This window comes from Novosphingobium fluoreni (assembly GCF_014196615.1).
GTDB lineage: Bacteria > Pseudomonadota > Alphaproteobacteria > Sphingomonadales > Sphingomonadaceae > Novosphingobium > Novosphingobium fluoreni.
Window position 1 is genome coordinate 1 of sequence record NZ_JACIDY010000014.1, and the last position, 26,668, is coordinate 26,668.

General features: G+C 62.0%; 24 protein-coding genes and 3 pseudogenes. 17 read left to right on the forward strand and 10 right to left on the reverse strand.

All coding sequences use genetic code 11. The features are described 5' to 3' along the window. Positions 1-1,690 precede the first annotated feature (1,690 nt). From GGR39_RS16475 to GGR39_RS16485, 3 genes are all read left to right on the forward strand, one after another. Positions 1,691-2,656 (forward strand): zincin-like metallopeptidase domain-containing protein, encoded by a 966-nt coding sequence (locus GGR39_RS16475; RefSeq protein ID WP_183618799.1) that lies wholly within the window; start codon positions 1,691-1,693, stop codon positions 2,654-2,656. Further along, positions 2,653-3,072: a DUF2958 domain-containing protein gene (locus GGR39_RS16480; protein WP_183618801.1), complete on the forward strand. Its 420-nt coding sequence runs from the start codon at positions 2,653-2,655 to the stop codon at positions 3,070-3,072. Before GGR39_RS16475 ends, GGR39_RS16480 begins: the two co-directional genes overlap by 4 nt. A 124-nt stretch (positions 3,073-3,196) precedes the next feature. Continuing rightward, positions 3,197-4,960, forward strand: coding sequence for a ParB/RepB/Spo0J family partition protein (locus tag GGR39_RS16485; protein WP_183618803.1), 1,764 nt, complete (start codon positions 3,197-3,199; stop codon positions 4,958-4,960). A 294-nt stretch (positions 4,961-5,254) separates the two neighbouring features. On the opposite strand, the gene GGR39_RS16490 is transcribed toward GGR39_RS16485, so the two are convergent. Further along, positions 5,255-7,300, reverse strand: a complete 2,046-nt coding sequence (locus GGR39_RS16490) for a TonB-dependent receptor (RefSeq protein WP_221226200.1) — start codon at positions 7,298-7,300, stop codon at positions 5,255-5,257. 406 nt (positions 7,301-7,706) lie between these two features. Between GGR39_RS16490 and GGR39_RS16495 the strand changes: the two genes are divergently transcribed. From GGR39_RS16495 to GGR39_RS17350, 10 genes and pseudogenes are all read left to right on the forward strand, one after another. Next, the gene (locus GGR39_RS16495) at positions 7,707-7,985 is read left to right on the forward strand and encodes a hypothetical protein (RefSeq protein ID WP_221226201.1); all 279 of its coding nucleotides are present in this window, start codon (positions 7,707-7,709) and stop codon (positions 7,983-7,985) included. A gap of 357 nt (positions 7,986-8,342) precedes the next feature. Then, positions 8,343-8,663, forward strand: a complete 321-nt coding sequence (locus tag GGR39_RS16500; RefSeq protein ID WP_183618809.1) for a DUF736 domain-containing protein — start codon at positions 8,343-8,345, stop codon at positions 8,661-8,663. Positions 8,664-8,818: 155 nt separating this feature from the next. Further along, positions 8,819-9,049: a helix-turn-helix domain-containing protein gene (locus GGR39_RS16505; protein WP_183618811.1), complete on the forward strand. Its 231-nt coding sequence runs from the start codon at positions 8,819-8,821 to the stop codon at positions 9,047-9,049. Further along, positions 9,046-9,603 carry a S26 family signal peptidase gene (locus GGR39_RS16510; protein ID WP_183618813.1) on the forward strand — a complete coding sequence of 186 codons (558 nt, stop codon included), beginning with the start codon at positions 9,046-9,048 and terminating at the stop codon, positions 9,601-9,603. Before GGR39_RS16505 ends, GGR39_RS16510 begins: the two co-directional genes overlap by 4 nt. Further along, on the forward strand, positions 9,591-10,202 hold the full coding sequence (locus GGR39_RS16515) for a lytic transglycosylase domain-containing protein (protein ID WP_183618815.1): 612 nt from the start codon (positions 9,591-9,593) through the stop codon (positions 10,200-10,202). Before GGR39_RS16510 ends, GGR39_RS16515 begins: the two co-directional genes overlap by 13 nt. A gap of 232 nt (positions 10,203-10,434) precedes the next feature. Continuing rightward, entirely contained in the window at positions 10,435-10,806 is a 372-nt protein-coding gene (locus tag GGR39_RS16520) for a hypothetical protein (protein ID WP_246388943.1), read from the forward strand. 251 nt (positions 10,807-11,057) lie between these two features. After that, positions 11,058-13,023: pseudogene (rlxS, locus tag GGR39_RS16525) on the forward strand (relaxase/mobilization nuclease RlxS). 624 nt (positions 13,024-13,647) lie between these two features. Continuing rightward, positions 13,648-13,929, forward strand: a complete 282-nt coding sequence (locus tag GGR39_RS16530; protein WP_246388946.1) for a hypothetical protein — start codon at positions 13,648-13,650, stop codon at positions 13,927-13,929. 73 nt (positions 13,930-14,002) lie between these two features. Next, positions 14,003-14,383 (forward strand): RES domain-containing protein, encoded by a 381-nt coding sequence (locus GGR39_RS16535; RefSeq protein ID WP_343055924.1) that lies wholly within the window; start codon positions 14,003-14,005, stop codon positions 14,381-14,383. 383 nt (positions 14,384-14,766) lie between these two features. Continuing rightward, a complete protein-coding gene (locus tag GGR39_RS17350; protein WP_246388949.1) occupies positions 14,767-14,988 on the forward strand; it encodes a hypothetical protein in 222 nt (73 codons plus the stop codon). A 289-nt stretch (positions 14,989-15,277) separates the two neighbouring features. On the opposite strand, the pseudogene GGR39_RS16545 reads toward GGR39_RS17350, so the two are convergent. Further along, positions 15,278-15,932, reverse strand: a pseudogene (locus GGR39_RS16545) (RES family NAD+ phosphorylase). 222 nt (positions 15,933-16,154) lie between these two features. Further along, positions 16,155-16,322, reverse strand: a pseudogene (locus GGR39_RS17610) (DUF2384 domain-containing protein); the annotation flags it as partial. A 111-nt stretch (positions 16,323-16,433) separates the two neighbouring features. On the opposite strand from GGR39_RS17610, the gene GGR39_RS16555 reads away from it, so the two are divergent. Beyond that, complete coding sequence (locus GGR39_RS16555) at positions 16,434-16,643, forward strand: hypothetical protein (RefSeq protein WP_183618819.1); 210 nt, start codon at positions 16,434-16,436, stop codon at positions 16,641-16,643. Between the two features lie 496 nt (positions 16,644-17,139). On the opposite strand, the gene GGR39_RS16560 is transcribed toward GGR39_RS16555, so the two are convergent. Beyond that, entirely contained in the window at positions 17,140-17,814 is a 675-nt protein-coding gene (locus GGR39_RS16560; protein ID WP_343055925.1) for a thermonuclease family protein, read from the reverse strand. 251 nt (positions 17,815-18,065) lie between these two features. On the opposite strand from GGR39_RS16560, the gene GGR39_RS17355 reads away from it, so the two are divergent. Next, the gene (locus tag GGR39_RS17355) at positions 18,066-18,416 is read left to right on the forward strand and encodes a hypothetical protein (protein WP_246388952.1); all 351 of its coding nucleotides are present in this window, start codon (positions 18,066-18,068) and stop codon (positions 18,414-18,416) included. Positions 18,417-19,172: 756 nt separating this feature from the next. Here the strand turns inward: GGR39_RS17355 and GGR39_RS16570 are convergent. The 5 genes from GGR39_RS16570 to GGR39_RS16590 form a co-directional block, all read right to left on the reverse strand. Continuing rightward, positions 19,173-19,979, reverse strand: coding sequence for a hypothetical protein (locus GGR39_RS16570; RefSeq protein ID WP_221226202.1), 807 nt, complete (start codon positions 19,977-19,979; stop codon positions 19,173-19,175). A 366-nt stretch (positions 19,980-20,345) separates the two neighbouring features. Further along, complete coding sequence (locus GGR39_RS16575) at positions 20,346-20,942, reverse strand: response regulator transcription factor (RefSeq protein WP_183618823.1); 597 nt, start codon at positions 20,940-20,942, stop codon at positions 20,346-20,348. Continuing rightward, positions 20,939-22,351, reverse strand: a complete 1,413-nt coding sequence (locus GGR39_RS16580) for a sensor histidine kinase (protein ID WP_246388955.1) — start codon at positions 22,349-22,351, stop codon at positions 20,939-20,941. The genes GGR39_RS16575 and GGR39_RS16580 overlap by 4 nt, the downstream gene beginning before the upstream one ends. 255 nt (positions 22,352-22,606) lie before the next feature. Next, the gene (locus GGR39_RS16585) at positions 22,607-22,864 is read right to left on the reverse strand and encodes a hypothetical protein (protein WP_183618827.1); all 258 of its coding nucleotides are present in this window, start codon (positions 22,862-22,864) and stop codon (positions 22,607-22,609) included. Positions 22,865-23,541: 677 nt separating this feature from the next. After that, positions 23,542-24,087: an acyltransferase family protein gene (locus tag GGR39_RS16590; protein ID WP_183618829.1), complete on the reverse strand. Its 546-nt coding sequence runs from the start codon at positions 24,085-24,087 to the stop codon at positions 23,542-23,544. 636 nt (positions 24,088-24,723) lie between these two features. Here GGR39_RS16590 and GGR39_RS16595 point away from each other — a divergent pair. Next, positions 24,724-25,605, forward strand: a complete 882-nt coding sequence (locus tag GGR39_RS16595; protein ID WP_183618830.1) for an alpha/beta hydrolase — start codon at positions 24,724-24,726, stop codon at positions 25,603-25,605. 100 nt (positions 25,606-25,705) lie between these two features. Further along, on the forward strand, positions 25,706-26,170 hold the full coding sequence (locus tag GGR39_RS16600; protein ID WP_183618832.1) for a nuclear transport factor 2 family protein: 465 nt from the start codon (positions 25,706-25,708) through the stop codon (positions 26,168-26,170). Between the two features lie 3 nt (positions 26,171-26,173). Here the strand turns inward: GGR39_RS16600 and GGR39_RS16605 are convergent, their stop codons facing one another. Further along, entirely contained in the window at positions 26,174-26,500 is a 327-nt protein-coding gene (locus GGR39_RS16605; protein ID WP_183618834.1) for a hypothetical protein, read from the reverse strand. Between the last annotated feature and the right edge of the window lie 168 nt (positions 26,501-26,668).

A 26,668-nucleotide genomic window follows, 5' to 3' on the forward strand; every position in this document is an offset into this window, starting at 1 on the left:
GCTTGAACTCGCGGCTGAATTTCCTTCGTTGCATTGCGGACCTCCGACAGGTGGAAACATCCTATCTCGGTGTCCACCCAACCCGCAGCAGGCCATCGCGATGCGATTTGCGGCTAGCGACCGAGCGGATCTTGTCGAAAAAATTGCAAGCAAACTGTGGCCAGATGACGGGAAGGAGATTGTTCACGCCGCCCGCTTGGCGCGCCATCCCGAGATTGGCCAAACGCTAAGCAACAAGCCGAAGCCTCGATGCTGGCAGGACTCAGGTCCGCACGTACCTCAACAGCACAGTTCAAGAGGGCGAGAAGCTTTCGAACGGATCGTGGACCTAGCGACTCAATCTGGCAGAGCTGCACTCGCCGCTCGCTGTGCGACATTTCGCTGATGAAGCATGGCCGATAGAACCTGCGCCTTCCACCAAAAGAGCTTTTAGGCGGCCTGCGAAATGAGCGTCATGACCGGGCGTGTATGGTTTCGTCGGCGTTTTTCTCTCACGGCCCTCACGGCCGTTGGAGAAACACCATGGGAGACTCAGATCTTGATCCTGCCGTTCACGAGCGGCGCCCCTGGGATGCGGGCCAGACCTCGCCAACGTCAACGCGGAGTTCAGCCTGACAGCGCTCGCCTACAATCTGTGCAGTATCATCGTTATCCTAAGTGTACCCACCCTGCTGCGCGCCGTGCTGGCCTGAAATGGCCGCGCGCTTCACGCTGCTCGGCGTCACAGCGCGCCATACGTCCCGATATGGCCGATCTAGCCCGTCTCCGAGCATTCCGCGTCGAAAAGCCTGCATCCACAGAGCCCGACGCTCTCTGGCTCTCGCTACGACATGCCGCTGAGTTTTCGGACGGACTGAGGTGATTGCCGACACTCGCCAGCAACAGTGTGCCGTTTACCACTGATAGAACCTTGTCAGTCAGCGCTGACATTTACGGAATAGACACCGTGTCAACGAGACCGTTGGGGTATGCTGTTTCCGACATAACTGAGAAAAGCGCCGATCGGGCCAATTAGACGAGTAAACAAAACCTTAAGAGTGTTTTGTACTGCGATATGACCCGCCGCACGGTCAATTTTCAGATCATGACCGACAGCGCCTCGCCATCGACGCCCAAATGCTCGATGTCGATGTGAAAGGTGTTGGAGGGCGCTCACACAATCTTGAATTTTGAGGACACCATACCTCCTGACACGGTCCGGCGATGCTGGGAAAGTCATCTGGACAGGGCCAGCTGAATCGTGGGCGAAGGGCTGGAAACGGCGATCTGCGCTTTCAATAAGCCGTAGCCCTAAACCAAAAAATACCGACGTTCGCCTCGCGCCGCTGACGCGACCGCGCTCTAGTCCGCACGCCGCTACGCCGGCGCGCGTCCCCGAGCCCCGTTCCGGGTCTCGGCCATCCGGTAACGATCGCTGTCTTGGGGCCGGGCGGTGCCCGACCTGACGGTCGCCGCGCGTGATCCGCGCGACGGCGCTGATGTGTTTACCTCTCCCGTTGCGGCGGGAGTGGGCGGCGCTCCCGGCTAGGCCCGTTGAGGCCGACGCCAACCCCTCCGGGGTGCTTCACTGTCGTTCCGCCCTGGCGGTGTCGTCGTCCGCTCGTGCCGGGCCTCTTGCTCGCGTCTCGCCGCCCACCCCCGCCTTCGCGGGGAGGCTTTGTGCCTTTTTGGGGTGGCTTGGAGACGAGCCGTGCCGAGACAATCCAGCCGCAGCGCCCGCCGCAAGGGCAGCGACGAGAAGCCGCAGGACCGGGCCAACCTCTATGATGAGGTGACCTCCCGGATCATCACCGAACTGGAGGCGGGCCCCCTGCCTTGGGTTCAGCCGTGGGGCCGCGTCGACACCACCGGCCCCGGACTGCCGCGCAATGCGCTCACCGGTCGCAACTATTCCGGGGTCAATGTCCTGATCCTGTGGGGCGCGGTCATCGAGCACGGTTTCCCGTCGCAATCGTGGCTGACCTTCCGGCAGGCGCAGGAGGCGGGCGGTTGCGTGATGAAGGGCGAGCACGGCGTGACTGTCGTCTATGCCGACCGCTTCACCCCCGAAACCGAGAAGGAACGCGCCCGCCGCGATGGTGACGAGGCGCGCGCCGTGCCGTTCCTCAAGCGTTTTACCGTCTTCAATGTCGCGCAGTGCGAAGGGCTGCGCGCTGGCCTTGCGAGCGATCCCGTGCCGCTGCCCGACCGCGAGATCGTGCCTGTCGCCGAGGAAGTCATAGCCGCGTCGGGCGTGGATTTCCGCATCGGCGGCGACCGCGCTTTCTACTCGCCGGACCCCGACTTCGTGCAGGTGCCGCCGCAGCCCGCATTCTTCGAGCAAATCAATTATTATCGGACCTGCCTTCATGAACTGACCCACGCAACCGGCCATCCCAAGCGGCTGGGCCGCGACCTCAAGAACGCCTTCGGCAGCAAGGATTATGCTCGTGAGGAACTGGTCGCCGAAATGGGATCGGCCTTCCTGTGCGCCGCGCTCGGCATCGCCCCGACCGTGCGCCACGCCGACTATATCGGCTCATGGCTCGACGTGCTGCGCGAGGATAATCGCGCGATCTTCCGTGCCGCCAGCGCCGCCACCAAAGCCGCCGACTGGCTGCTGACCCGATACCGCGAGGCTCAAGAGGCCAGCATGACTGGGAGGATCGCGGCATGATCCTGCTGACCCCCGACATTCGTTTCGCGCTGCGCGCCAACGACATCAATCACCGCGCCGCGCAGCGTGACGGCCAGTCGGACCCCGATCCGGTGCCAGTGCTGAAACTCTTCAACCCGCTTGGTCCCGCCACATGGCTCGCGACCGAACTCGCAGAGGATGACGATGCCCTGTTCGGGCTCGCCGACCTCGGCTTTGGATGCCCCGAGCTTGGCTATTTCAGCCTGTCCGAGATCGCATCCGTGCGCCTGCCGTTCGGGCTGGGTATCGAACGCGATCTGGGTTTTGAGACGCCGCATCGCCTGTCGGTTTGGGCCGACGCCGCGCGCCGCTGCGGCTCGATCCTCGACGCCCAATCCGAACTCCGTCGCGCCGCGAGCCGCGCGGCCACCGAGCTTCCGCGCCCACGCGGATGAGGGACCCCATCAAAGTAGTACTTTGATGGGGTCCCTGACGCAGGCGGCCGTTCGCCGCCACCCCGTAAGCCGATCCGCCCTCCCGGAAAGAACGACGGACCGGCACTCACAAGGAGTCCAAACCATGACACTCGTTTTTATCGCCCAAGACAAGCTTTCCGTCAGCAAGACCAACATGCGCTATGGCAAGAAAGCCCCCGATGTCTCCGACATCCTGCCGACCGTCCGCAAGCGCGGCATCATCCAGACGCTGCTGGTTCGCCCCAATTGCCAGGAGGGGCATTTCGAGATCGTCGCAGGCGCTCGGCGCTATCATGCTGCGCTGATCGTGGCGCAGGAATCCGGCGAAGCCGAGCCGCTTCCCTGCCGCATCCTCGCCGAAACCGACGATGCCGCCGCTGTCGAAGCCTCCATGATCGAAAATCTCGCGCGGCTCGATGCCGACGAGGTGACGCAGTGGAACACCTTCACCCGGCTGGTGAAGGAGGGCCGCGAGGTGGACGACATCGCCGCGACCTTCGGACTTCCCGATCTGATGATCCGGCGCATCCTCGCGCTCGGCAATCTGCTGCCGCGCATCCGCGACCTCTACCGCGCCGAGAAGATCGACCGCGCCACCGTTCGCCATCTGACCCTCGCCAGCAAGAGCCAGCAAAAGGCGTGGCTCGCGCTCTATGACGATCCCGACAGCTATATGCCGACCGGCCACCAGTTGAAGGCGTGGCTGTTCGGCGGGCAGTCGATCCCGTCCCGGTTCGCGCTGTTCAGTCTCGACGACTTCAAGGGCGCGACCATCGCCGACCTGTTCGGCGACGACCGCTATTTCGCCGATGCGGATGCGTTCTGGGATGCGCAGAACGCCGCCATCGATGCCGCGAAGGACGCCTATCTGGAACAGGGCTGGAGCGATGTCGTGATCGTGTCGCCTTCCGATCACTTCCATTCATGGGAGTTCGAGAAAGCCGCCAAGCGCAAGGGCGGGCACGTCTATATCGATGTGCGCGCGACCGGCGAAGTGACCTTTCATGAGGGCTATCTCAGCCGCAAGGAAGCGCGCCGGGCCGAGCGCGGCGAGGCGTCGAATGCGGCGAAGCCGCAGCGCCCCGAGATCACTTCGACCCTGCAAACCTATGTCGATCTGCACCGTCATGCCGCCGTGCGCGCCGGATTGCTCGCCCATCCGGGCATCGCGCTCCGGTTGATGGTCGCCCACGCCATCGTCGGTTCGCACTTGTGGCGGGTCCAGCCCGAACCGCAATCGACCCGCAACGACGAGGTGCGCGAAAGCATCGAAACCGCGCGCGGCGAAGGGGTGTTCGACGAGCGCCGCCGCGCCGTTCTCGACATGCTGGGTTTCTCCGCCGAGGAACCGACCGTCACCGGCGGCAACGGCGACGACTATGGCGTGACCGGCGTGTTCCTGCGCCTGATCGAACTGCCGGACCCCGCCGTCATGGAGGTGGTCGCGGTCGTCATGGGCGAGACGCTGGCTGCTGGCGGTGCCGCCGTCGAGGCGGTGGGCACCGAGATCGGCATCGACATGGCCGATTGGTGGCAGGCCGACGACGCGCTGTTGGGTCTGATCCGCGACCGCGAAGTGCTGGGCTGTATCGTTGCGGAGGTCGCGGGAAAGACGATCGCCAGCGCCAACCGGCAAGAGAAATCCAAGACCTTGAAGCGGATTATTATCGATCATCTGGCGGGCAATGACGGGCGCAAGCAGGTCGAGCGCTGGGTGCCCCGGTGGATGGCGTTCCCGCCGACCGCCTACACCGCGCGCGGCGGTGTCGCAACTGTCACGGCCCATGCCAAGGTCATGGCCGCGCGCGATCAGGCGGCGCAGCCGGACCCCGAGGGTATCGAGGTGCCGTTCGCCGAAGCGGCATGATGGGGCGCGGGCGGGCTTCGGCCCGCCCGTCTTCGGAACCTGAAAAAATCGCGCCGCGCGCCTCCGCCGTTCCGGCTTTGGCGCGCGGCGTTTCCCGACAGGATCGATCTGTTCTTGATTTCAAGACGCCGTCCAGCCGTGCGCTATCCTCACGGAAGGCGGCTTTCCCTTCGCATCAATGTCCTGGTGTTGATCCGCCCAATATCGTCAGCAGCACGCCGAGGATTGCCAAGAGGAGGCGTTCCAACTTGAAGCGGCCGGGAGGGATAGGAGCCACGCATTGTTCGGACTCTGTCAGAAATTAAAACGAGCCGTGCCGATGACCGAGCGCGGCGCTCCCGGGAGGTTCAGGATCGGCGAGGTGCCATGGCCTGCGATGATGTAGCGCTTGTTAGTCAGATTATAGGCGTTGAGTTGAAGGCGGACAGGACCAAACTGCGCCCATGCCAGCGCATCGAACGTCACATAGGCCGGCAGCACCGTCGTATTGACGGGATCGGCCCAGCGGTCGCCGACATAATTAACCCCGCCGCCCAGGCCATAGCGGGTGGCGATCGTCTTGGTGAAGAATAGGTTCGCGCTATTGAGCGGCGTGAGCGTGGCCCGCTTGCCGATCAGGCCGGGCGTCGCCGACTCCGTGACGCGCGTGTCGAGATGGGAATAGCCCGCGATCGCGCGGACGTTGTCCGGCAAATCCAGCGCAGCGGACAGCTCGACACCGCGCGTGCGCTGCGTCCCGATCGGCACGATGCGCTGCGTCACGGGATCGGTGCCCTTGATCCCCGTCCGCCGCAGGATGAAGGCCGCCGCCTGCACCGACAGCCGGCCACCGAACAGAGTATATTTCGCACCAACTTCCTTGTTGGTGGTCTGCTCGGGCGCAATATCGGTATTGTTGGCCGCCAGTGCAAAGGTCTCCGCCGAAGGCTGGAAGCTGCGGCTCCATGACACATAGTAGGATTGGACCGCATCAGGCTGGAACAGGAGACCGGCGCGCGGGCTCCAGTTGCGATCGGTTCGGGCCAGATCCGCCTGACCCGGCAGACGCCGGTCGGTCTTCTGAATGAACCAGTCATGCCGCAGGCCCAGCATCGCCTTGATGCCATGCCCGAAGTCGATCAGATCCTGTATATAGAGCCCGCGCGTATCGAGGCGGGTGACGCTGTTGTCGGTCAACGTGTTGAAGCTGCCGTTATCGACCACTGGGAGGACGGGATCGAAGATCGACGTGACCGCGACCGTGCGGCCCGCGAAGCGCTGGCTGCCTTTACCCTGATGTGCGATCTCGAAGCCATAGAGGATGGTGTGGGCGGTGCCGAGCAGATTGAGCGTCTGGGTCAGCTCTGTCTGGTTCGACCAGCCTGCCTCGTCGCGGTCGAAGCGGCTGTGTTCCAGCGTGACCGTCTGCGCGGCCGCATTTACCGCCGAAGGGATCGTGCTCTGCCGGTCCAGCGTGTAGCGATAATGGTTGAACCCGTTGCGCAGGCTCAGCGTGTCGGAAAAGCGGTGGGTCACGGCGATGCGTTGCGACACCACTTGCGAATGGGCGAAATCGGCCTCGCGGGCATTGGCCGCGCCATAATAGGTAGAACGCGGCACATCGACAGGGCGGCCATTCAAGGCTGGTATGCCCAAGTCCATGATGCGTTTGTCGTTCACATAATCGGCCTGTACCAAGATGGTGGTCTCTTGACCCGCGCCGATCAGCAGCGACGGAGCCAGGGCGAAGCGCTGGAGGAACTGCTGTTCGCGAAAGCTGCCATTGTCCTCAACGGCGCCGGTCAGCCGGAAGCCGACGTGCGATGTTTGATCGAGCCGGCCGATATCCAGCTCCCCCCGGTAGCTATCGAAGGAGCCTGCTGACAGAACGAAGGCAGTGATGTCGCCATCGGGTTTCTTGGTCACGCGATTGACAAGGCCCCCCGATGATCCCCGGCCATAGAGCACCGCCGCCGGCCCCTTGATGACTTCGACCCGATCAACGTTCGACAGGTCGCGATAGTAGAGGGCGTCGTCCCTGAAGCCGTCCACGAACTGGTCGGCGATGGCCGTGAAGCCGCGAATTCTGAACTCATCCCGCTGTCCATCACCTGCTGCCAAGGTAACGCCAGGCACGTTCTTGACGGCATCCTGAAGCGACAGTGCTCTTTGGTCGCGCAGCACCTGGGCTGGCACGACAGCGATCGACTGGGGGATATCGCGCAGCGGCAGCGCCACCTTTGCCGCCGAGCTATCATGCGGCACATAGCCGCCCCTCAACCCTGTCACGATAATATCGGTACGCTGTTGGTCTTCGTCGGAGACGTTAGCCCGTGCAGCCGCGCCAAGCGTCAGTGCCATGAGCGCGCACAAAATGCGCAGACCCTGCCAAAACTTCATATGACCCCCGCACTTGCCCAAACTTTGTTATTTTCCTTAGTGCAAATGATTATCATAAGCAAGTAAGGCAATGTTGGGGTGCATGACCTTCGTGCGCCGCATCGGATAGCCGGCAAACGATCCGCCAATATCCGGTCTGTTCATCACCAGCTGAGCTGTCAGCGCCAGATGCACCGGAGGTTGCCGACCTGTATGGTCGTTGAACTGATCACTTCGTTTTGCAAGACAGTGTGGCTGACACTTTGAACGACGAGCAAGACCTTTTCACCGACATTCTGGCCGATAGTATCTAAGTGACCAAACCATTTGGACCGGTGAAACCGCGACGGCCCCCAGTTCCTATGGAATAGATTATTCCGGATCGGAGGTGGGCGAAGGCCCCTCTCTTGATACCATCCTCGCCCGAATGGAGGGCAATGAGGGCCTGCCATTCACCAAACACATGAAGCTCACCGCCCAAGTCATCGAAGACGCCATGGGCGACGATCGCGGGGCGCGAGACCTGTGGGAGGCATCACGGCGCGCCATCATCGGCGGCGATTTCGCGGGCGATTCTCCACGCGGTCGCGGCACCTGGATCGACGCTATCATCTCCATCATCGCCTTCGCACAGGCATTCGACGTGCGCGTTTCGGCGGCTGGTTGAACGAAGGTAGCTGGAGCCTGCGGACCACAAGCAGGCCCATTCCGGCGCGTGCGGCTGTCACCATATCTTCCGTTGCGGTGGAATTTCATCTGCCGGGTTGATGCTGCGCAGGCCGTCCGGCCGGGGCATGTGCAGCGACCTGGCGACGACGCCCGGCCCCCCGAAACCATCCCCTCCAGCTTATTTCCCCGCCCGTGTGCCACGGGCTCCTCGCGGCCGCTTCGCTTCAAATAAGCCTGCGGCTCCGGTCCTCCGCTCACGCTCCGGCCTCACGGTTCGGGTGCCCGATCGAATCGCCTGACGGTCTGCACGCCCGGGCGGAACGGCCGCTCGCGCGAGCATCAAAGGAGACTTCAAATGCCCGCAATCGGATATGTGCAGAAGCAGCAGGACGGTGCCTACACGGGCCAGCTCAAGATGGCATCGCTGCGCGGCGACCTTCAGATCGTCCCCAATCGCCGCAAGGCGAACGAAGATCAGCCCGACTACATCGTGCGTGCCGGCGACATCGAACTCGGCGCGGGCTGGATCCGGACCGGCGAGGTTTCACAGCGCGAATATGTCCGCGTCAGCCTCTCAGCGCCCGAGCTTCCCCGCACGATCTGGGCCAATCTCGGCCGCTCTGCCGGGCAGGACGATGACGACGCCTTCGCCCTGATCTGGAACCCCGCCGACTGACCTTCACGCCCCGCGCCCAACGGCGCGGGGCTTCCCCTCAATAGGGGTGTCGTTTTGCCCATCGGCACTTCGACACTCTTCGCCCGGTGTCCCGCCCGGCATCTGCCGTGCCGCGATCGCGCCCTGCGATTTCTCCGCGACAGGACACCAGCTTCATGGACGACTACGACGACATCACGCGCGCCAACCGCGCCAAACGCGGTTCTCCCTTCCTCAATACCGATCAGGCGGCTGCCTATCTCAAGCTTTCCAGCCGGCAATTGAAGCGCCTGCGCCGCGCCGGCAAAGGGCCGGTGTTCCGCCGGCACAGCCGCTTCTTCCAATATCACATCGACGACCTCGACGATTGGAGCCGGGAACATAGCGGCCGGGGGATCGACCTGTGATCGGTCCGCTCTTCGAGTGGGGCAACGCCTTGCGCGCCGCGAAAGTGCGCCGCGCCAAGCTCAATCGCCACTTCGCCGCACTTGGGGTTTTCGTCGCCCTGACTCTGTCCCCTGCGCTCTTCCCGCCGCTTCCGCGCTTGGTCTGGAACGCCAGCGCCAGCGCCCCGATCGGCCTCTATGTGGTGTTGCCCGGAGTGCCTGTCGACCCCGGCGACATGGTGATCGCACGGGTGCCGCAGCCATGGCGCGACCTTGCCGCGCGCCGTCATTATCTGCCCGCCAACGTGCCGCTGGTGAAGCGCGTCGCTGCCGCCGCCGGCGATGACGTGTGCGCAATCGGGCAGGAAATCTTCATCAACGGACGCTGGATCACCGAACGCCACGTGGCCGATGCCAAGGGCCGGCCGATGCCTATGTGGTCGGGCTGCGTGCGCCTGCGCGGCCGCCAGCTCTTCCTGCTGATGGACAATCCGGCATCGTTTGACGGGCGCTATTTCGGTCCCACCGGCTGCGCAGACATCATCGGAAAGGCGCGGCTGCTATGGGCACGCTGAGGATCGCCGTCGCCGCCGCCAGCTTCGTGCTGGCCGCGCCTGCAAACGCCGAATCCGTCGCCGACTGGCACCCCTATGTCGCCGAAGCGTCCGCCCGTTTCGGTGTACCGACAGCATGGATCGAGCGCGTCATGCGCGCTGAAAGCAACGGTCAGACGACCCTCAACGGTCGGCTCATCCGGTCTTCGGCAGGGGCGATGGGGCTGATGCAGTTGATGCCCGCGACCTGGGCCGACATGCGATCGCGTCTCGGCCTCGGCTTCAATCCCGATGATCCGCGCGACAACATTCTCGCCGGCACTCTCTACCTCCGCCTGATGTACGACCGGTTCGGCTATCCCGGTCTCTTCGGTGCGTACAATGCCGGCCCCGGCCGCTACGCCGAGCACCTTGCCGGACGCCGTACGCTGCCCGGTGAGACCGTCGCCTACCTTGCCAAGGTCGCGCCGACTGCCCCTTCTCCGGTGACAATCGCCCGCACACAGGCGCCGCCGGCCACGTTGTTTGTCGTGCGCAATGACCCGGTTCGGACGGAGGTCCAGGCGCAGGGAAATTCACCCGCGTCGCCGCTGTTCGTCGCGCTGTCGCAGGGGAATTGAGGCGATGTTGCGCGTCATCGAGAGGGTGGAAGCTCGTCTCGATAGACTCAGCATGACGGCTGGCGGAGCGGCTATCAAGGCCCGCGGGTGCCCCCCAATTTTCTTCGAAAATCGGTTCCCCCCACGTCCGCTTCGCGGCGCTGCGCTTCGCTCCGCAGCCCTGACAGCCGCTCCGCCACCCGTCCTTCGAACGCCGTTCTCGATGATGAGGACGAGAAGCTTGGAGGTCTCAATGAGCATGTATCAGAGCATCGGAACGGCGTCGGCCAAAGTCGTGGACCGCGTGATGGAAGCGCTGGTCGCTGGACTTGAACTGGAGTTCGGGCGCGGTGCCGGAGAGGCATTGGCGCATCGGTTTCTGGAGGCTGAGGAAACGGATTTTCGCTGGGATGCGCGGGTCGAGAAGCGCTGGATCGGAGCCTATGAGAGTGCCGACGATGAGGATTTCGAACTCGATCGGATAGCGATTTGCGGGCGGCTCGACGGGAAGTGGTTCTGCGCCACCATGCTCGTGGATGGCGATGGTCGGGCGCACGGGATGATGGGGTGCCGGCAGTTTCGGTCGCTGGTCAGGGCGCGGGATGCGATGCTCCATGCGCACTGATCGCAGCGCATTTCCCGGGGAGAGGCGGCGTCGGTTCGGCGGCGTCTCTCCCCCTTTTTTGAGCCGTGAGGGTGGGGAGCAAGGAAGAGCCGGGAAACAAGATAAAGGCAGTGTCTCGCGACACTGCCTAAGTGATTGTCTGCACATCCTTTTTTTGAGAGATAGCAGTCTCCGGTTGCGAGACAGTCACGCGCGAAACGGCGGAAATCCGCCATTCTCGTACCGAAATCACGAGACTGTGCGGTATCGTCATGTCTGACGACGACTTTACCCCCAAGCTCGGCCGGAAGTCCGGCAAGGACGGCAAGCGCGTCGTCAAATATGGTGGGCGCATCCTCGCCGCAGCCCGGCTTGCGGGCAGCAAGACCGGGGTGCGATCGCGGCGGTTCGACGGCAGCCGGATCGGCCGTGGCGCAAGCATGGGGCGGCTGCTGTCGAGCCGTGATCGGCTGGCAGGATTTCGAGGTCGCCGGGCGGTCGTCAAGGCGAGCCTCATTCGACTACAGGGCAAGGCTGGTCAGGTCGCCCGCGCGCATATGCGGTACATCCAGCGTGACGGGGTCACCCGCGAGGGCTTGCCTGGGGAACTCTATGGTCCCGAGACCGACCGCGCCGATGGCGACGATTTTCTCAAGCGGACGGCCGGCGACCGGCATCAGTTTCGCTTCATCGTGTCGGCCGAGGACGGTGCCGAATATCCCGATCTCAAACCCTATGTCCGGCGGCTGATGACGCAGGTCGAACAGGATCTCGGTACCAAGCTGGACTGGGTGGCGGTCGATCATTTCAACACCGAGCGTCCGCACACCCATATCGTGCTGCGTGGTGTCGACGATCGCGGCGACGATCTTATTATTGCACGGGAGTATATATCGCACGGGCTTCGCGAGCGCGCGTCGGAGCTGGTGACCCTCGACCTCGGTCCCCGCACCGAGCAGGAAATCGAGGCGCGGCTGCGCCATGATGTCGACCAGGAGCGGCTGACCAGAATCGACAGGCGACTGCTTCGTCGCATGGATACCGATCGCATCGTGGCGGCGACGGACAACGATCCCTTCCAGCAATCAGTCACGGCCGGGAGGCTGCGCAAGCTTAAGGCTATGGACCTTGCCGATGACGTCGGCGGGGGCCGCTACCGGCTAACCGATGGTCTGGAGGACACGCTGCGCCGCATGGGAGAGCGCGGCGATATCGTTCGCCTGATGCAGCGCGAACTGACCGCGCGGCGTCTTGATCGGGCGGGCGTTGAGCAGGTGATGTCGAACGACCTCCGCGAGCCACTAGTAGGTCGCGTGATCCGGCGCGGATTCTCACGATGAGCATCGTGACCGGCATTATCTGATGATAGATGGCATCGACGGCCGGGTCCATTATATCGATATTGGCCGGGGTGATGCGACGCCGACCGTCCCGGAAGGCGCAACTGTGCGGATCGCGTCGTCGCGGATGGAGGCGACGCAGGCCGATCGCACCATCGATGCGGTGGCTCGCGCTAATGATGGGCGCTACTCTGTCGACCTGCATCTTCGCCATGATCCGAATGCCAGCGAGGCATTCGCCGCCAGCCATGTCCGCCGCCTGGAAGCGATGCGGCGCGCAGGCGCCGGGCCGGATCGGCTGGCGGACGGGAGCTGGACGATCCCCGAAGACCACCTTGCCCGGGCGCAAGCCTATGCGGCACGCCAGCAACGTGAACGCCCCGTCATTTTGTCGGTGATCTCACGCTTCCCGGTCGCCGATCTCGCCGTCAAAGGTGCGGCAACTTGGCTTGATCGCGAGCTCGTCGAAGGCGGTCATGACTTGATCCGCGATGTCGGATTTGGGCGCGAGGTTCGGGCGGCTTTGGCAGCACGGCGGCAATGGATTATCGAACGGGGACTGGCCGATAATGTTGGCTCGGCGTTTCGGTATCGAAAGGGCGCAATCGACAGCCTCCGCCAGCGGGAGTTGCGCGAGGCCGGTGACCGGATCGGCATAAGTCTGGGTAAGCGTTTTGCGGTGGCCCAGATGGGCGAGCGGATCGAGGGCGTCATCGCTCGCAGAGTCGATCTCGAAAGCGGGAGCTTTGCGATAATCGAGCGCTCGCGCGATTTTACCTTGGTGCCGTGGCGCGATGTGCTCGAACGCAATCTCGGCAAAGTGGGGGCCGGGATCATCCGGGAGCAGGGGATTGCTTGGCTGTTTGGTCGCCAGCGGTCCGGGCCCACAAGCACATAGAGGTGGCGGATACCCTCGCGCCGGGACGCACGCTGGATCTGGTTGTTACCGGCGACTGAATCACTGGCAGCGTCACCAATGTCGTGAAGCCGGCGTCGCTGTTCGGCGCGATCGTGCAAGCTGCGAACCGGATCCAGCTGCTGGACCAGTTTCTTCAATAGTTCCAGCTCCACCCCGCAAGTCTAGGCGAGCCTCGCCTACACCAATGCGACCTTGCTGACGCCGCTGCCACGAGCGCCCTGCTGGCGGGTCTTCCGGCGCTGGCGTCGGGCGGCTGACCGATTGCCGCGAGCTTTACCCGCCTGACGCCCGAGCCCTAGGCTACCGCCGTGCAATCGAGTGTCGAGCGCGGGGCGAACGTGACGCGGGCGATGCGATCCATGGACGTGGCAGTCGGACCGGCGTCATCGCGGACGTGAACGTCTCCTTCTGATCGGTCACTCCCACTCGCTCCGGTCACTGCCTAGGCAAGTCAGCGGCTATCATCTTGAGTGACGCATTGGCTGACGTTACATTGCGTCAGTTAATGCGTTAGGGTGAAGCCATGGGTTTGCTGGATTTGCCGACCAGGGGCTGTTTGCGCCTCACAAGATCGCCACTGCTTTTCGTACCACCAGCGAGGAAGTGGCGCGGTCGGCCGGCCTCGGCCGCGATGCGGTCCAGCGCAAGGAACGGCTACGCTCGTATAAGACGCAGCGGCGCCTGCGTGAGATGGTCGATGCGATCACCAAAACCGCGCCCCGGTTCGGCTCGCCGCTGATTGCCTATGCCTGGTATCGCTCGGAGCCTTTGGCTGGGTTCTCCGGCCAGACCGCGATGAAGCTGGTGCAGGATGGGCGCGCCGGCGACGTGCTCGACTTATCGATGCGGTGGACGCGGGTGTCTACGCCTGACGCTGAACCATGAGCTATGAGGCCGGACGCTAGCGGGGCAAGCTCTATCGGGCGTTGAACCCGGTCTATGCGCGTGAGTCGCTCTCGTGCCGAGGCGCGGCGCTGTATGCGGACGGTTCAATGCCAAGGGCATTGCCGCGCTCTACGTCGCCACCTCGCCGCACACCGCCATTCGCGAGGCCAACCAGGTCGGGGACCTCCAGCCCACCACGATCGTCGCCTACGACTCCGATATCGACGCCGTATTCGACACTCGCGACCCGGTTAAACTGGCTCGGTTCGAGATGACATCCGAGGCATTGGCCGATCCGCGTTGGCGCGATCAGATGACACGTGGCGCCCAAGCTCGCACCCAGGCATTCGCCAAGGCGCTGATGGCGCAGCGATATAACGAATTGCTCGTGCGCAGCTTTGCCCGTGGCGACCGAGCAGGACACCAACTTGGTGCTGTGGACTTGGGGCGATGACCTTCCCGTACGGATCACGCCGATCGACGATGAAGGTCGCCTGAGCTTCTGAGCATTCGAATAGATATCATCAGGAAAATCTAAGGATATTCGAGGCATCCAGACATGTGAAGTTTTCCGCTTTCGTTCCTGCCCGGCGTGACTCATGGTATCGCCATGCCAATCGCGTGTGAATACCGCTGGCTATCTGAGTGACCGGCGCGAGCTATCCGCCTTGATCCGCTTCGGGCGAGCCAAGGGCCGGTGCGAGCGGTGCCAGCGATCGCATGAGCAACGCTCGCACCCGCCAAGGGGGCGTGTGATACGACGAGCACCGGGCATGTTGGCGCGATGGGGAAGGTACGACGGTCCGCCGCCTGCCGACAGCCGCTGCGCTCACCCGGATGCAGCCCGGGCTTGCCGGCATCGATCCGCCCGCGGCCTTGCGCTCCACCTATGTTGTGCTGGCAACCGCGCACCTGAACGACGATCCCGGCGGAAATCGCCCGCGCAACCTCGCCGCGCTATGTCAGCGCTGCCGCGTGCGCCAAGACGATACCAAACATCCCCGCCGCCGCTGGCACGACGCCTTCCACAGACGCGCGGTGGGCGATCTGTTCAGGTGATGTGTGACTGCTACCTCGCGCAGCTCGAGGCAGGAGCCGCTCGTTACGAAATGTGCAAACCCGTTTCCCCCCTGCCTCGCCCGCGCACTTCCTGTTGAATTTCTTGCATCACCTCAACTTCTGAATCACTCGGTTTTCTGCCGGCGGAGGTCCGATGTTTAGGATATACACAAAGGTGCAATAGGGCGCACATGGACAGGGTAGGGCGGCGGTAATCTCCCTGGAAACCGTGTGGCTGCGGATCGCTCGTTATCAAATCGCTTCAGGATACCGTATTTATAATCCAAGATCATGCCGTCCACTTGAACGCCACCTTCTCGTGGACGGTGGTGATCGCCCTACCGTCCCAGCCGCAACACAGGTGCCGCTCCTGCCGGCAGTTGGCCAAAAGGCGGGCGGCGGAACACCGCGGCGCATTCGCCTGCCGGATCGCGCACGCTGAGGTAGGCGATGCCGCTCGATCCTTGGCGCGCAGGTGGCGCTCTAGTGCCTGGCCTGCGCCATAGTCGTCCTGTTCGTGAAAAGCAGGGTAAGTCTCCTGGCTCATTCGGATGTCGAGCACGTCCGCATCAAGGTCGACGGCAGAAACGTGCATGTCCAGCTCCTGGATGAAGGCCATGAAGTGGTCGCGGTAGTGGCTGGTCTCGGCCACGGCGATGGTGTGGCGACACAGAACATGCATAAGCTGCCGTCGGGATCGAGGTCAGTGATGGCAGCCATGATCCCCGACGAGTGCGACCGAGACCCGATCTTCGGGCGGTACCAGCGTGAGATCGCCGGCTTCGTCGCGCAGCCGGTCGTGGGTCAAGGCTTCGATGGTGTAGACCGCCTCGAAATCGCCCGCGTCAGCGACGTCTTCGAACAGCGGGGTCGGCAGAAAAGCAACTTGCGACGATGCGATAGCTTGGCCGCCAGCGCACGTGCGCTGTTAGAGGATTGTGCATCAGCCGTGTTGGGTCTCGATAGCTTGGCGCACCGTGTAACAGTCGGCGAAATTGCGCGAAGTCATCCGCTCGATCGCCGGACGGTCGGCGAAGAGCGACGTGGTATTGCGCTTGCGGCCCCCATGCGTCGGCGGTGCGGGACAGCAGCATCTGGAGGCCCTTGATGACGTAGGAAATCCGCTTCAGCGCATCCTTATGAATGGAGGCGGCAGTGCCGCGCTTAAAGGTTAGGAAAGTCGACCGGCTGTCCCGCCCCAGCAGCTTCATCTGCTCCGCTTCCTTGAGGGCCCAGGATTCGATGATGCGGAAGAACGTGCGCGGCGCCGAGCCGGTCAGGTCCTTGTGATCGAGTGCCTTGCTGGGCGCGGCGGGATGGGCAGCCGTGGCCACGGCGATCTTCGCGAGCCACAAAGTACGATATCTGATCAGTAATTATACTTGTGCAGCGAATAGGCAAGTTCTGGTAGCATCTAGGCTCCAGCGACCCACAATGGCTGTTGCATGAAGACGGAGACGATCGCCATGAACGGCGTGACGACACAGGATCAGGCCCGCAGCATTGCGCAAACGCTAGAGGTCTGTCAGGTCGACCTGGATGCCTTGAACGCCGGCATCGCCGCGGCGCATCTGGATGCGGCATTGCAGGCGTTGCGCCAGCAGTTCGGTATAGCGGTCGAACCGCTTGAGGTGTTGGCGACCGAGATAGACTAATTAGCTGCGGCATGTCTGGACAGGCTCCATAGGGTTTAGATTTGCAGTTCAGAGCCATTGCGCGCAGGCTTGGCTCGTTTGAATGTACCCGTAGGAGCCACAACGGCTGACGCTGGCTTCCTTGCGATTAGAGCGGCCCGGCGTGTACTTGCCCGTCAGTACCGAGGCGGTGGATCGCCCTGCCATAATTTTAGGGTGCTATCGCTCTGCGCGCAGCAGTTGGGCTGCAAGACGAGCGGTAACGCTGGTGATCAGCCCGCATGCAAGGGCGCCGCCCATAATCAGCATGCCAGCCATGCTCAAATGTACGATCGTAGCTTGGAACCCTGATGCAGTGGCAGTGCCTTGGTTCCAAGCTGTGAGTATCTGCGCCGCGTGAACCAAGGTGAAGAAGGCCGCAAAGGCTTCAGCGTTAGCCCACGTTGATCGGCAGCGGTCTAAGAAAGTAAGCATGTCGTGTTACCCTTTCACGACATGCCGTGCAAAGCAAGCCGCTCTAGCGGCCTCGATATGGCTCACAGGCGATCCCATCTCGATCACCGTCGAGGTTGGGGTTGTAGTTGGCTTGGCCGCGATACATCGGCGCCGCGCCGGCGGCACGGGCCTGTGCACAGGTGTAGAAGCGGTAGCGGAGAGATTGCGCTGTACCCGTGCCGACTGGCGCAGACCAGCGTCGGCTTGACGATGCAGACGCTTCAGCGGACCCTCCCGGGTGCGTGGCTCGATAAGCGGAAGGAATGTCGAACTTTGATGCCCATATTCCTGCCTGCCTCTGCCTGGCCTGGCTCTCCAGAGCCGCATAGTCCGCGCGCCCATTCTCCAGCACAACCGCGTAGCCCGGTCGTACCATGCTGGCGGCGACGTCTTGGCCATCGATCATGCAGCTTGCAACCGTCCTGCCATAGACATCCCGGTCTCGCGCGACACAGGTCAGCGCACGATTATCGACGAGCTGGCGGAGCGCAGCGGCAGCATCCGCGCCGCATGCCCACGCGGAGAAATTGACTTGGCATGTCTGCCGGTATTCCGGCGCATCAATGCCGAACAAACGAACCTCAGTATCGCCAATCTTTAGGCTGTCGCCATCGATCGTGTGAGCGGTCCCGCTGACAGTTTGCGCTTGAGCTGACGCAGTGAATGCCAGCATCATCGGAAGAGCGGCTTTGATCATTCTTTCACGCTACCCCTGGCCAGTTACCAAGAAGTTGATCGTCGGCAAATAAGCTTACCTGTGTTTTTCTTTCGTTCCCCAATCCGAATTGTGGAACGTCTGGATGTCAAACAACTGCAAAATACCATCCTCTGCGCTCCAGGCTGGGCTCGGGAATGATAAGCGTCCGCCCTCCGGCGTGTTGCGGCATTTCAGCTCGGCGCTGTGGACCTCCGTAAGGAATCTATTTCTGGCCTCCAGAAGGAGGCCAAGTGACGGATCGGGTGGAGATCATCGCGCGCACCGAACGGCGCAGGAAGTTTTGGGATGAAGAGATGGCGGCGATCCTCGTCGAGGCGGAGAAAGACGGCGTATCGGTCCATCAGGTGCTGAGCGCCATCAAATTGCCGAGAGAGATCGGCCTTGTCATGGGTGGCCAAGATAACCCCTATCGTCCCGGTCTCTTTTCTTATCAGCATTGCCCTGCTCCAACGCGATGCAGGATTGGTCTAATTCTAGTGTGCTGCGGGGTTATTCGTCATAGTCGCAGTGACGCTGAAAATCCGGCAGCGTCGAGGCCGAATCGCGGCCAGAATGCCCTTCAACCGCTAGCGCGACCCTAGCCCGAGCCGCGTACCTTCTGTACCATGCTCAGGGCGTCATTCCGTCCGCAATGCCTACAGAGCGTTGTTGCGTCTTCCAATCGCATGCGAATGCATGCCCCCCATGTATGGGAAATCGCGTTAGCGCCGGGTGGGGAGGATTGCATCACCTTGTTTCGATGTTGAGAATGTCAGGAGCGATCTCATGCACATCCGGGTATTTCCCGGATGGACCCGGCATCTCCCATCGCCGATCTCGTACGCGAGTTTTCCGGGGAAGCACCCTGGCCACGAGGCGACCCAAGGATCTTTCACAACGTGAAGGGCCTTTCCCTCAACCGGCGGGAGCAATCCGCTTCCGCCGGCTTTTTGCAACAGGGATTGCGCACTATCCGCTCCGAACTGCCGCTCGGTCGCAGACGACGCACTTAGCCTTTGGGCACCTGTTCCCCAACTGTCACAAGCTCAGGCGCGATAGCAGCACGCGTCTCGCTGACGCGATGGGGAGGGCAGGGCGGTGTCTCGCTTGCCGCCCCCGGGCGCTCGCCTTTCTACTGTGGCGCTATCGCTTGCGCCAAGGGCGACCCTTGTATCGCACGATCTTTTCACCGCAGCGCTTGCAAGATGCGATATAGCAGGTGCCTTCCCATTGGATTGCGCTGCGTGTGGGGCGGTGCCGATTGATCATGCACATAAGCTTCGTCATCGCGGTTTGCTTGGCTTTGTTTACTTTCGGGTCTCGGGCATCGTTCATGGCACCGGGTGACCTAGCGTGGGTCATGCTATCGCCTCACTTGCCCCGAGCCTTATATAGCTGCGCAAGCGTTGGTAGAGGCCGGGGCGAAGTTGATCGTTTACCGGAATGCTCTCGTCGCAGTTTGCAATACGACCGAATTTTATGTGCCATCCTTCATGGAACAGCATTTTGTCGAGTAAATAGCGCTGGAAGAACGCGTCAGGAATGGCAGGATCGGAAAGCGGGCCGGGCACGGTCCGCAACAGGCTGGTCACTACTTCGGCGGCCTCGATGAAGTCGGCTCGGGTCATTTCACCGGCCAGGATGCGCCGGCATTCCGCATGGTAGGAGACATAGTCTTGTGCACTCGCATACCAGTCTTGGGCATTTTGCAGAGCCATGCCGCTCAGCGGGTGCTGCTGGCGCGAGAGAATTGCCTGCCAGGATAGCTCCTGCCGGATATGCACCTCAGCAGCAGGAAACACGAGCTGGGCCAGTTTGCTGGCAGCGGTAATACAAACTATTTCGCGATCCTGTAAGCGGCGCAGGGCATGGGCTAGTGACGGAATATCGCGATCGGGAAGGAACGCGGTGGTCGCCCGCAAATTGTTGATTAGTCTGGCGACAGCTTCGTAATCCCACCCGCCGGCAAGCTTCAAGGTTTCCAGGAACAGTCGGGCGATCCCAGCGCTGACTGGCGCTGCTGAAGGTGCGAATATTTCTATCCAGTACTGGTCGGTGCGATGGTTCCCAAGCACCGTCTTATCGGGACCTGCACACCAGCGCACGGTATCTTCCATGCCGGCATTGAGAAAGCGACGACGGTGTCGGGCAAGAAACCAGGTCATAGTAAGATCCTGCTGGAAAAGTGCAAAGAGATGAGCACGGCTTGCTGAAAAGCCATGCGGATGATCTGACGAAAGTGGCCACCTAGGGAATTTGACGCTCACCGGCCAAGGTGTGGTCGCGGGCTAAGGGCTCCGCGATCTTCGGGTTGCTTTAGGTACCGCAGTGCGTTGAGGGGCGGTTGCTCTTTTAGGCCGATGGGCACCGCTGCCTCCATCGCGCCGTCTGTCCCGCTCTTGGTGCTTAGCCTCCTCCCACGATCTGCCTATGGTTAAGTGTCCATGGATGGTCGCGGGGTCGATCCGGGTATTTCCCGGTGTTCTGAAAAGTTAAAACACTGGAGGATCCCAGGTATCGCTGCTTTGGGTTCAAGCTTCACCTCGGCTGAGCGCTACAAGTTGGGCAAGGCCGTTGGTGCGCGTCTTGGTAACGATCGCAGCGCGATGATCCTCAACTGTACGGATCGAGATGGCAAGACGATCGGCGATCTCCTTGTTCGAGTGGCCGAGCACGAGCAATTCATACACTTCCCGCTCTCGCCGGGTGAAGCTGGCGCTTACCGCCTGGATGCGCCGCTCGCGCAATGACCATGCCAGCCCCTCCAGCACAGCTGCTGCCAGGCGTGGTTCGGCGATCGGCTTTTCCAGATAGTCGAGACCGCCATGCCGTCGCACGGCATCTACGGCATGGGCGGTCGTCGGCCACGCCGTCATAAAGACGAACGCAACCCCGGGGTCATGCCGGCGAAGATCTTCTGCAAAGGAGAAGCCGTCGATCTCGCCCATCTGGATATCGCTGACGATGCAGGCGAACGGCGAGGCCGTGTGGGCGGCAAGCAGGAGTTCGGGTGCACAGAAGGCAGCCGTGTGGTGTCCGTGCCGGATCAGTAATCGCGCGATGCTCTGTGCAAGATCCGCGTCATCGTCCAACACGGCGACGGTTGCGATAGGGGACGATTGGGTCATGGCAGCGGTCCGGCAAGAGGCAGGGATATAACGAAACGGGCGAGATCGCCCATATCGTCGCGGATCAGCGTGCCGCCATGCGCTTCGACGATGGTGCGCACAATGATGAGGCCGATCCCCATTCCGCTACGCGTGCTCATGCCCATATCACCGGCAAGCCTGATTTCATCCAGGACGTTCGTGACGTTGATTTCCACACAATTGCCAGAGCGTTTGGCGCGAAGCCTAACGCTCTTATGCGGGGAGGCGGCGATGGCGTTGCGCAACAGATTGACCAAGGCCTGCGTCAATTCGATCTCCTGCGCCTCAACCATAAGGTCAGGAGAAGGGTCGATGAGCGCAAGACGGCAACTTTGGGCGCGCAGCTCAGGTGCCACGATTTGGCGAGCGGCTTCCATTAGAACCCCGACCGATAAGATCGTAGTCTCTGCCCCGGCGCGGCCTCCAAAGCGGCGTAGCGTTCGCACCAGTTCGGCTAGGATCTGTGCTTTGCGATCAACCAGTTCAACACTCTGGACGATGTCGGGCCCAAGGCCGCTGGTGACATCGCGCAGGTGGGCGGCTTCGATGGCGAGGGTGGAGAGTGGCTGGCTGATCTCGTGAATCACCGCGACCGACATGCCACGCAAGGTCTTCAAGCGTTCGGCCTGGAACAGCATTCGGTTACGCCGCTCCAGCTGCTTTTTGGCCGTAGCTTGCGCATCTGCGAAACTACCTGCCAGCCAGGTGACAAGGACAACAGCAGCAATCCCCAAGTGCAATTCAAGCCGGGCATCGTCCGTGAGATTGCCGGCCGAGTATGGCAGGAACAGCAGCATCTCGATAAGAATGGCAAACCACGCCGATGTGCGTCCACGACGCAAGCCGATCCAGGCACCAGCAAGCAGCATTGGCATTGGCTGTACGCCAAGGCCAGCTCGCCAAAGGAGATGGGTGAGCAGTAGACAGGCGGCCATGACCAACAGGTCCTCGAACAGCGCGCGCACAGCGACGCTCGCCCGTCGCGGCATGCGGGGTTGGCTGATGGCGTCGGCCACCCAGAGCAGCGCTGGTGCAAGCACTAGCACTCCGAGTAGATCGCCTACGGCAAGGCCCGTGAGCGAGATGACGATGTCGGCCATGATGTTATGAGGCAGTGCCGATCTTGGCAGTAATACTTCCATCGGCAGGACCAGCAATGCATTGAGTGCCGGTCCGGCAACGGCAGCCATGCCAAAGGGCATCGGCGGCAGCGTGAGGGGGCCAGAGGCACGCCGCGCTATCCACTGAGCACCGGCAACGGCAATGCCGCAGCCCAGCGCCGGACGGCATACGCCCAGCGCATCGCCCAGAAGAGTAAGGTCGCTTAATGGTAGTGTCCCGGTAGCAAGGTCTGCGGCGAGCTCGGTCACCATCAGCCATGGCGTCATGCGCGGTCCGCAGCGCCATAGGACGGCAAAGCGCAGGCCTGCCGCAGGGTACCACAGCGAGAAGAACGCTGCTCCAGACCATGGACGCGCTGCCCGATGCAGGCAAGCAAAGCCAAGCCCGTAGAGCACGAGCAAAGCAGCTAGCCTGTGCAATGGACGATAAGTGCTTATTGACCGTAGTATCATTGGGGGTGGGAAGGTAGGCGCAACCATGACGCCGCATTGGCGCTTTCTAGCCTTCGGCGGTACTCGTTTTTATTCACCATGTAGTTGCGGACGGTCCTCTTCAAGCGCCTTCATCGTAGAAAGCATGTGCTGGATGGTCTCTACCGGCAAGGGGGCGGTGTCGCTGCTCCTTAGAACGAACCGCGGTCCCCCCAGATCGTACTCGCTAAGCAAATCCATTTTAAAGGCGTTCAACTCCGCATCGCTGCGGCAATGCTCCGACGAGAAAATCATCAGTGGTCGCTGGGTGCCATTATCGACGACATAGAAATACGTGAGTGGCAGCATGGCATGATGCTGAGGGTGCCAGGCCTACGAGTATATCCGGGTAAAGCCCGGAGGCCGATCCCCCAAAAGCATTCAAGGGGGGGCGAGAGCGCTGATGGACAGAGCTCCTCGGCGCACGTTAATTTTCCATTTCACGACAAGGCGGTCCGGTTGGCGATCGTAAATCTGCCGGCGAACAAGCTTTTCACCCGATAGCGGCCGTTCAGCAGCAGCGAGGCCAGCGCCGAACGTCGCACGACTTTTCGGTGAAAGGCATAGGACGCGCAACCGCTCACGGTAATGGCTACCCAAAATTCCACCCAGGGGCCCCATGCAACCAGCACTAACGCCGCCCTTGCAGCGTATATAAATGGAAGGTGCAGGACGTACATCGTGAACGAAGCATCGGATATATTGTTTACGATGGGGGGGGACCTGCCTGATCGACAGCGATGAGCGAATGATCAGTGCGGCCGCAGCCGGGGGACAGAACGCTGCGCCAACGTTCGTCAGGGGGATTTCTATCGCCGCCGGATCGACGATCACAGGTAGCTGAGATATGAAAAGATATCAAAGCACGTACGCACTTCCAATCATCACCAGCACTGCAAGCGGCAAACGGGTGCTGCCAGTGATCTCCGAAAGCAGTGAGGCTGAGCGAGACATGGCAAAGCCGAGCAGAAACAATGGCGCATAACCTACGATAAGCCGCCATTGCATCGCCGACAGCACCCAATCGGGGGGGGCGCGAACCGCGCGACCGCGTGGCTTGTTACCGTCATCAACAGGGCCGTCAGGCTCGCGACAATGACGAGTAGCCGCATCTGCCAGCCAGAGCCGCAGTCTATCAGATTATCTAGTCGGGTGAAAATGCCATGGCGCCCATCAAGGTGATGTGCGCCGAAACCCAGGACGCTGTAGAGCATGAGGGCGATCAGGAACCAGAAGTGGTACCAGTTCCAAAGTCTGGGATCCGCTCGCGTTTCAGGGTTTGCATATATGAGCAGGCTCATGAGCGGCGACAGAGCAAGGATTCGGAAAATCGCCGGGACGCCGATCTGGTTCAGACGATCGATCGGCCACCGCTTGCCCGATGAGCGACGCAGAAGAGAACGACTGCTTAAAAAACTGGCGATGACGAAGAACACACCCATGCGAAAGGCGTGCGAAAGACTAGCCAGCAGCCCCATCCCGGGCATGCTCTCAAAACCAAGCGTTCCGTGTGTCAGCAAGCCGCCGAGCATCAGGGCGGCACGCCATGTACACAATTTGGCCGCAGTTTACCTATGATTGCCTGGCTTTTCGCTCGCGAGAAGACCGCTTCCGCAGTTGGGCTGTCGTCATTGCCGGCATGGTGGCGCCTCTTGGCAGTGCCGATCGGGAAGGATTGACTGATTTTGAAAAACTTGGGTATCGGGGTTGTTGCACCTTATCCGTTTAGCACAGCAATCTGAGATGCCCGACCGGACTGACGGCCGGCACGAACCTCAACCCAGACATGTGTGACCAGAATTGCGCTGTAAATAGCTGTTGCAACATGTTGGCTGGTGTACCGAACTGTGGGGTTAATAAATCACGGATGCTTCTAAGTGTCTGATTTTGCTACACAGTTCGGTACGATTTGGGCCCTTTTTAACAGTAGGTCGCTGGTTCGAACCCAGCTGGGCTCACCATTTTAGCGTAGTGATCCGATAGCGGGCGAGGCAATAGGTGCTTCGGCCATTTCGCGGTCCGACTTGCGACCATCCCCACGCGATCGTTGCCCCGTCGATCCCCGGTCATTCGTTGTTCTGGCAGGGCCATAGCGTCGAACTTTCAGCCGCTCCGAGCGCTAAGCCGCTGCAGCTTCCAGTCAGGGAGCGATATGAAAGGCACGCATCATGCAGGGCGCTAGGCGTTGGGTTTGCGCCGCAGGACTGGTCGTACTCGCGGCGGCTTGCTCGCCGCTCAAGACGTTCAACGCCGTGGTGCCCAAAGACAGCGGAGCCAGCTTGGCCGTCCACGCGGCGGCATTCGGACCTGATCCGCGCCAGAGAATCGATGTCTATACGCCAACGGCAATGGCGCGGGCGCCGCGTCCGATCATCGTCTTCTTCTACGGCGGATCTTGGAATTCGGGCACACGCAGCGGCTACGCCTTTGTTGGACGGGCACTGGCGGCGCAGGGGTTTGTCGTTGCGATCCCAGACTACCGGCTGGTTCCGCAAGTGCGCTATCCGGCGTTCCTGCAAGACAATGCCGCAGCCGTGCGCTGGGTGCGCGCCCACGCCGCTGAGTTCGGCGGCGATGGCGATCGGGTGGTTCTGGCGGGCCATTCCGCCGGCGCATACAACGCGGCGATGCTGGCGCTGGCCCCCCGCTACCTCGGCGACGATCGCAAGGCCGTGCGCGGGTTGATCGGATTGGCGGGCCCGTACGACTTCCTGCCGTTCGACGGTCCGATCGTGCAGCAGGCCTTTGGCGGCATCGGCAATCCCGTCGATACCCAGCCGGTCCATTGTGCCGGTCGCGAAGCGCCGCCCGCGTTCCTGGCGACGGCCGACAAGGATGATGTGGTGAAACCGGCGAACAGCGATGCCCTCGCATCCCGATTGGAGGCGGCCGGCGTGCAGGTGGAGCGCCGGCGCTATCCAAAGATCGGCCACGTTGGCTTGGTGACTGCCATCGCCCGCCCCTTTCGCAGCCGCGCCCCGGTTCTGGCGGACATGGTGGCGTTTGCGCGTCGAGTTACTGATGCAAGTCGGGTAGCAGCGAAGCGATAGAGCGAAGGGCAGGGGTCAATTTCTCTTTTACTGACCGCCGCGTTGCAAATTGGCGCTGCCGCCTCATTCAAATTATCGTGCTGCCAAAGGAGCCGCTTGTATGTCCAGACCGCCACTGCCACCCTTCACGCGTGAAAGTGCCATCGAAAAGGTTCGTCTGGCCGAGGATGGCTGGAATGGCCGCGATGCCGCCAAGGTTGCGCTGACCTACACCACGGACACACGCTGGCGGAACCGGGTGGAGTTCGCCCGCAACCGCGATGAGGCGCAGGCTTTCCTGACCCGCAAATGGAACAAGGAGCTGGACTATCGCCTGATCAAGGAGTTGTGGGCTTTCATGGGCAATCGCATCGCGGTGCGTTACGCCTACGAATATCATGATGACAGCGGCCAGTGGTTTCGCGCCTATGGCAACGAAAATTGGGAGTTCGCCGAGGATGGCCTAATGGCCCACCGCCATGCCAGCATCAACGAGATGCCCATCCGCGAGGAGGAACGCAAGTTCCGCTGGCCGCTGGGTCGCCGTCCGGACGATCATCCCGGCTTGTCCGACCTGGGCCTATGACAATCAGGGCGCAGGTTCGACTTGCGCGTACCATTCAGCATAGCACGTGTTGCGTGCCAGGTGACGGTTGAGGTCCGGCGCGCCATCGTCCCACCACACCGGGCCTCGTTCGCCCAGCTTCACCTTCGCTTCCTCGACGCTTGCACGTGCTTGCGCGAGCTTCTCGTCGTCGGCGCTTTTCAGAGCGGCTTGCACCGCTCGGCGCGCGTCCATCAGCCGATACACCCACGCCTGTCGCTCCGCATCGCTAAGCGCCGGGTTGCTCTTTCGCCATAAGCGGCCACGAACCACGATATAGCGGCCATCGGGAGTTGAAAGGGGCTCGGTCAATGCTGATCGTAGCCGAATAGCGGCACGAAACGGCGGGCTGGCGCGTCTCGTACGATTTCACTGCCTAGCGATTGTGGTGGAGCGGGTGAAGGGAGACTGCCCGCCTTCTCCGCCGGGCAGCGGCCCGAGGCGAGCGTGGAGTTCCTCAATCGTGGCACCGGCATCGTG

Bases quoted from the DNA above. Each gene is read 5' to 3' on its own strand.
- GGR39_RS16480 (WP_183618801.1), top strand. From the start codon at position 2,653: ATGATCCTGCTGACCCCCGACATTCGTTTCGCGCTGCGCGCCAACGAC.
- GGR39_RS16485 (WP_183618803.1), top strand. From the start codon at position 3,197: ATGACACTCGTTTTTATCGCCCAAGACAAGCTTTCCGTCAGCAAGACC.
- GGR39_RS16490 (WP_221226200.1), bottom strand. From the start codon at position 7,300: ATGGCACTGACGCTTGGCGCGGCTGCACGGGCTAACGTCTCCGACGAA.
- GGR39_RS16500 (WP_183618809.1), top strand. From the start codon at position 8,343: ATGCCCGCAATCGGATATGTGCAGAAGCAGCAGGACGGTGCCTACACG.
- GGR39_RS16505 (WP_183618811.1), top strand. From the start codon at position 8,819: ATGGACGACTACGACGACATCACGCGCGCCAACCGCGCCAAACGCGGT.
- GGR39_RS16515 (WP_183618815.1), top strand. From the start codon at position 9,591: ATGGGCACGCTGAGGATCGCCGTCGCCGCCGCCAGCTTCGTGCTGGCC.
- GGR39_RS16520 (WP_246388943.1), top strand. From the start codon at position 10,435: ATGAGCATGTATCAGAGCATCGGAACGGCGTCGGCCAAAGTCGTGGAC.
- GGR39_RS17350 (WP_246388949.1), top strand. From the start codon at position 14,767: ATGCAGCCCGGGCTTGCCGGCATCGATCCGCCCGCGGCCTTGCGCTCC.
- GGR39_RS16555 (WP_183618819.1), top strand. From the start codon at position 16,434: ATGAAGACGGAGACGATCGCCATGAACGGCGTGACGACACAGGATCAG.
- GGR39_RS16560 (WP_343055925.1), bottom strand. From the start codon at position 17,814: ATGATCAAAGCCGCTCTTCCGATGATGCTGGCATTCACTGCGTCAGCT.
- GGR39_RS16570 (WP_221226202.1), bottom strand. From the start codon at position 19,979: ATGACCTGGTTTCTTGCCCGACACCGTCGTCGCTTTCTCAATGCCGGC.
- GGR39_RS16575 (WP_183618823.1), bottom strand. From the start codon at position 20,942: ATGACCCAATCGTCCCCTATCGCAACCGTCGCCGTGTTGGACGATGAC.
- GGR39_RS16580 (WP_246388955.1), bottom strand. From the start codon at position 22,351: ATGACGCCATGGCTGATGGTGACCGAGCTCGCCGCAGACCTTGCTACC.
- GGR39_RS16585 (WP_183618827.1), bottom strand. From the start codon at position 22,864: ATGCTGCCACTCACGTATTTCTATGTCGTCGATAATGGCACCCAGCGA.
- GGR39_RS16590 (WP_183618829.1), bottom strand. From the start codon at position 24,087: ATGCTCGGCGGCTTGCTGACACACGGAACGCTTGGTTTTGAGAGCATG.
- GGR39_RS16595 (WP_183618830.1), top strand. From the start codon at position 24,724: ATGCAGGGCGCTAGGCGTTGGGTTTGCGCCGCAGGACTGGTCGTACTC.
- GGR39_RS16600 (WP_183618832.1), top strand. From the start codon at position 25,706: ATGTCCAGACCGCCACTGCCACCCTTCACGCGTGAAAGTGCCATCGAA.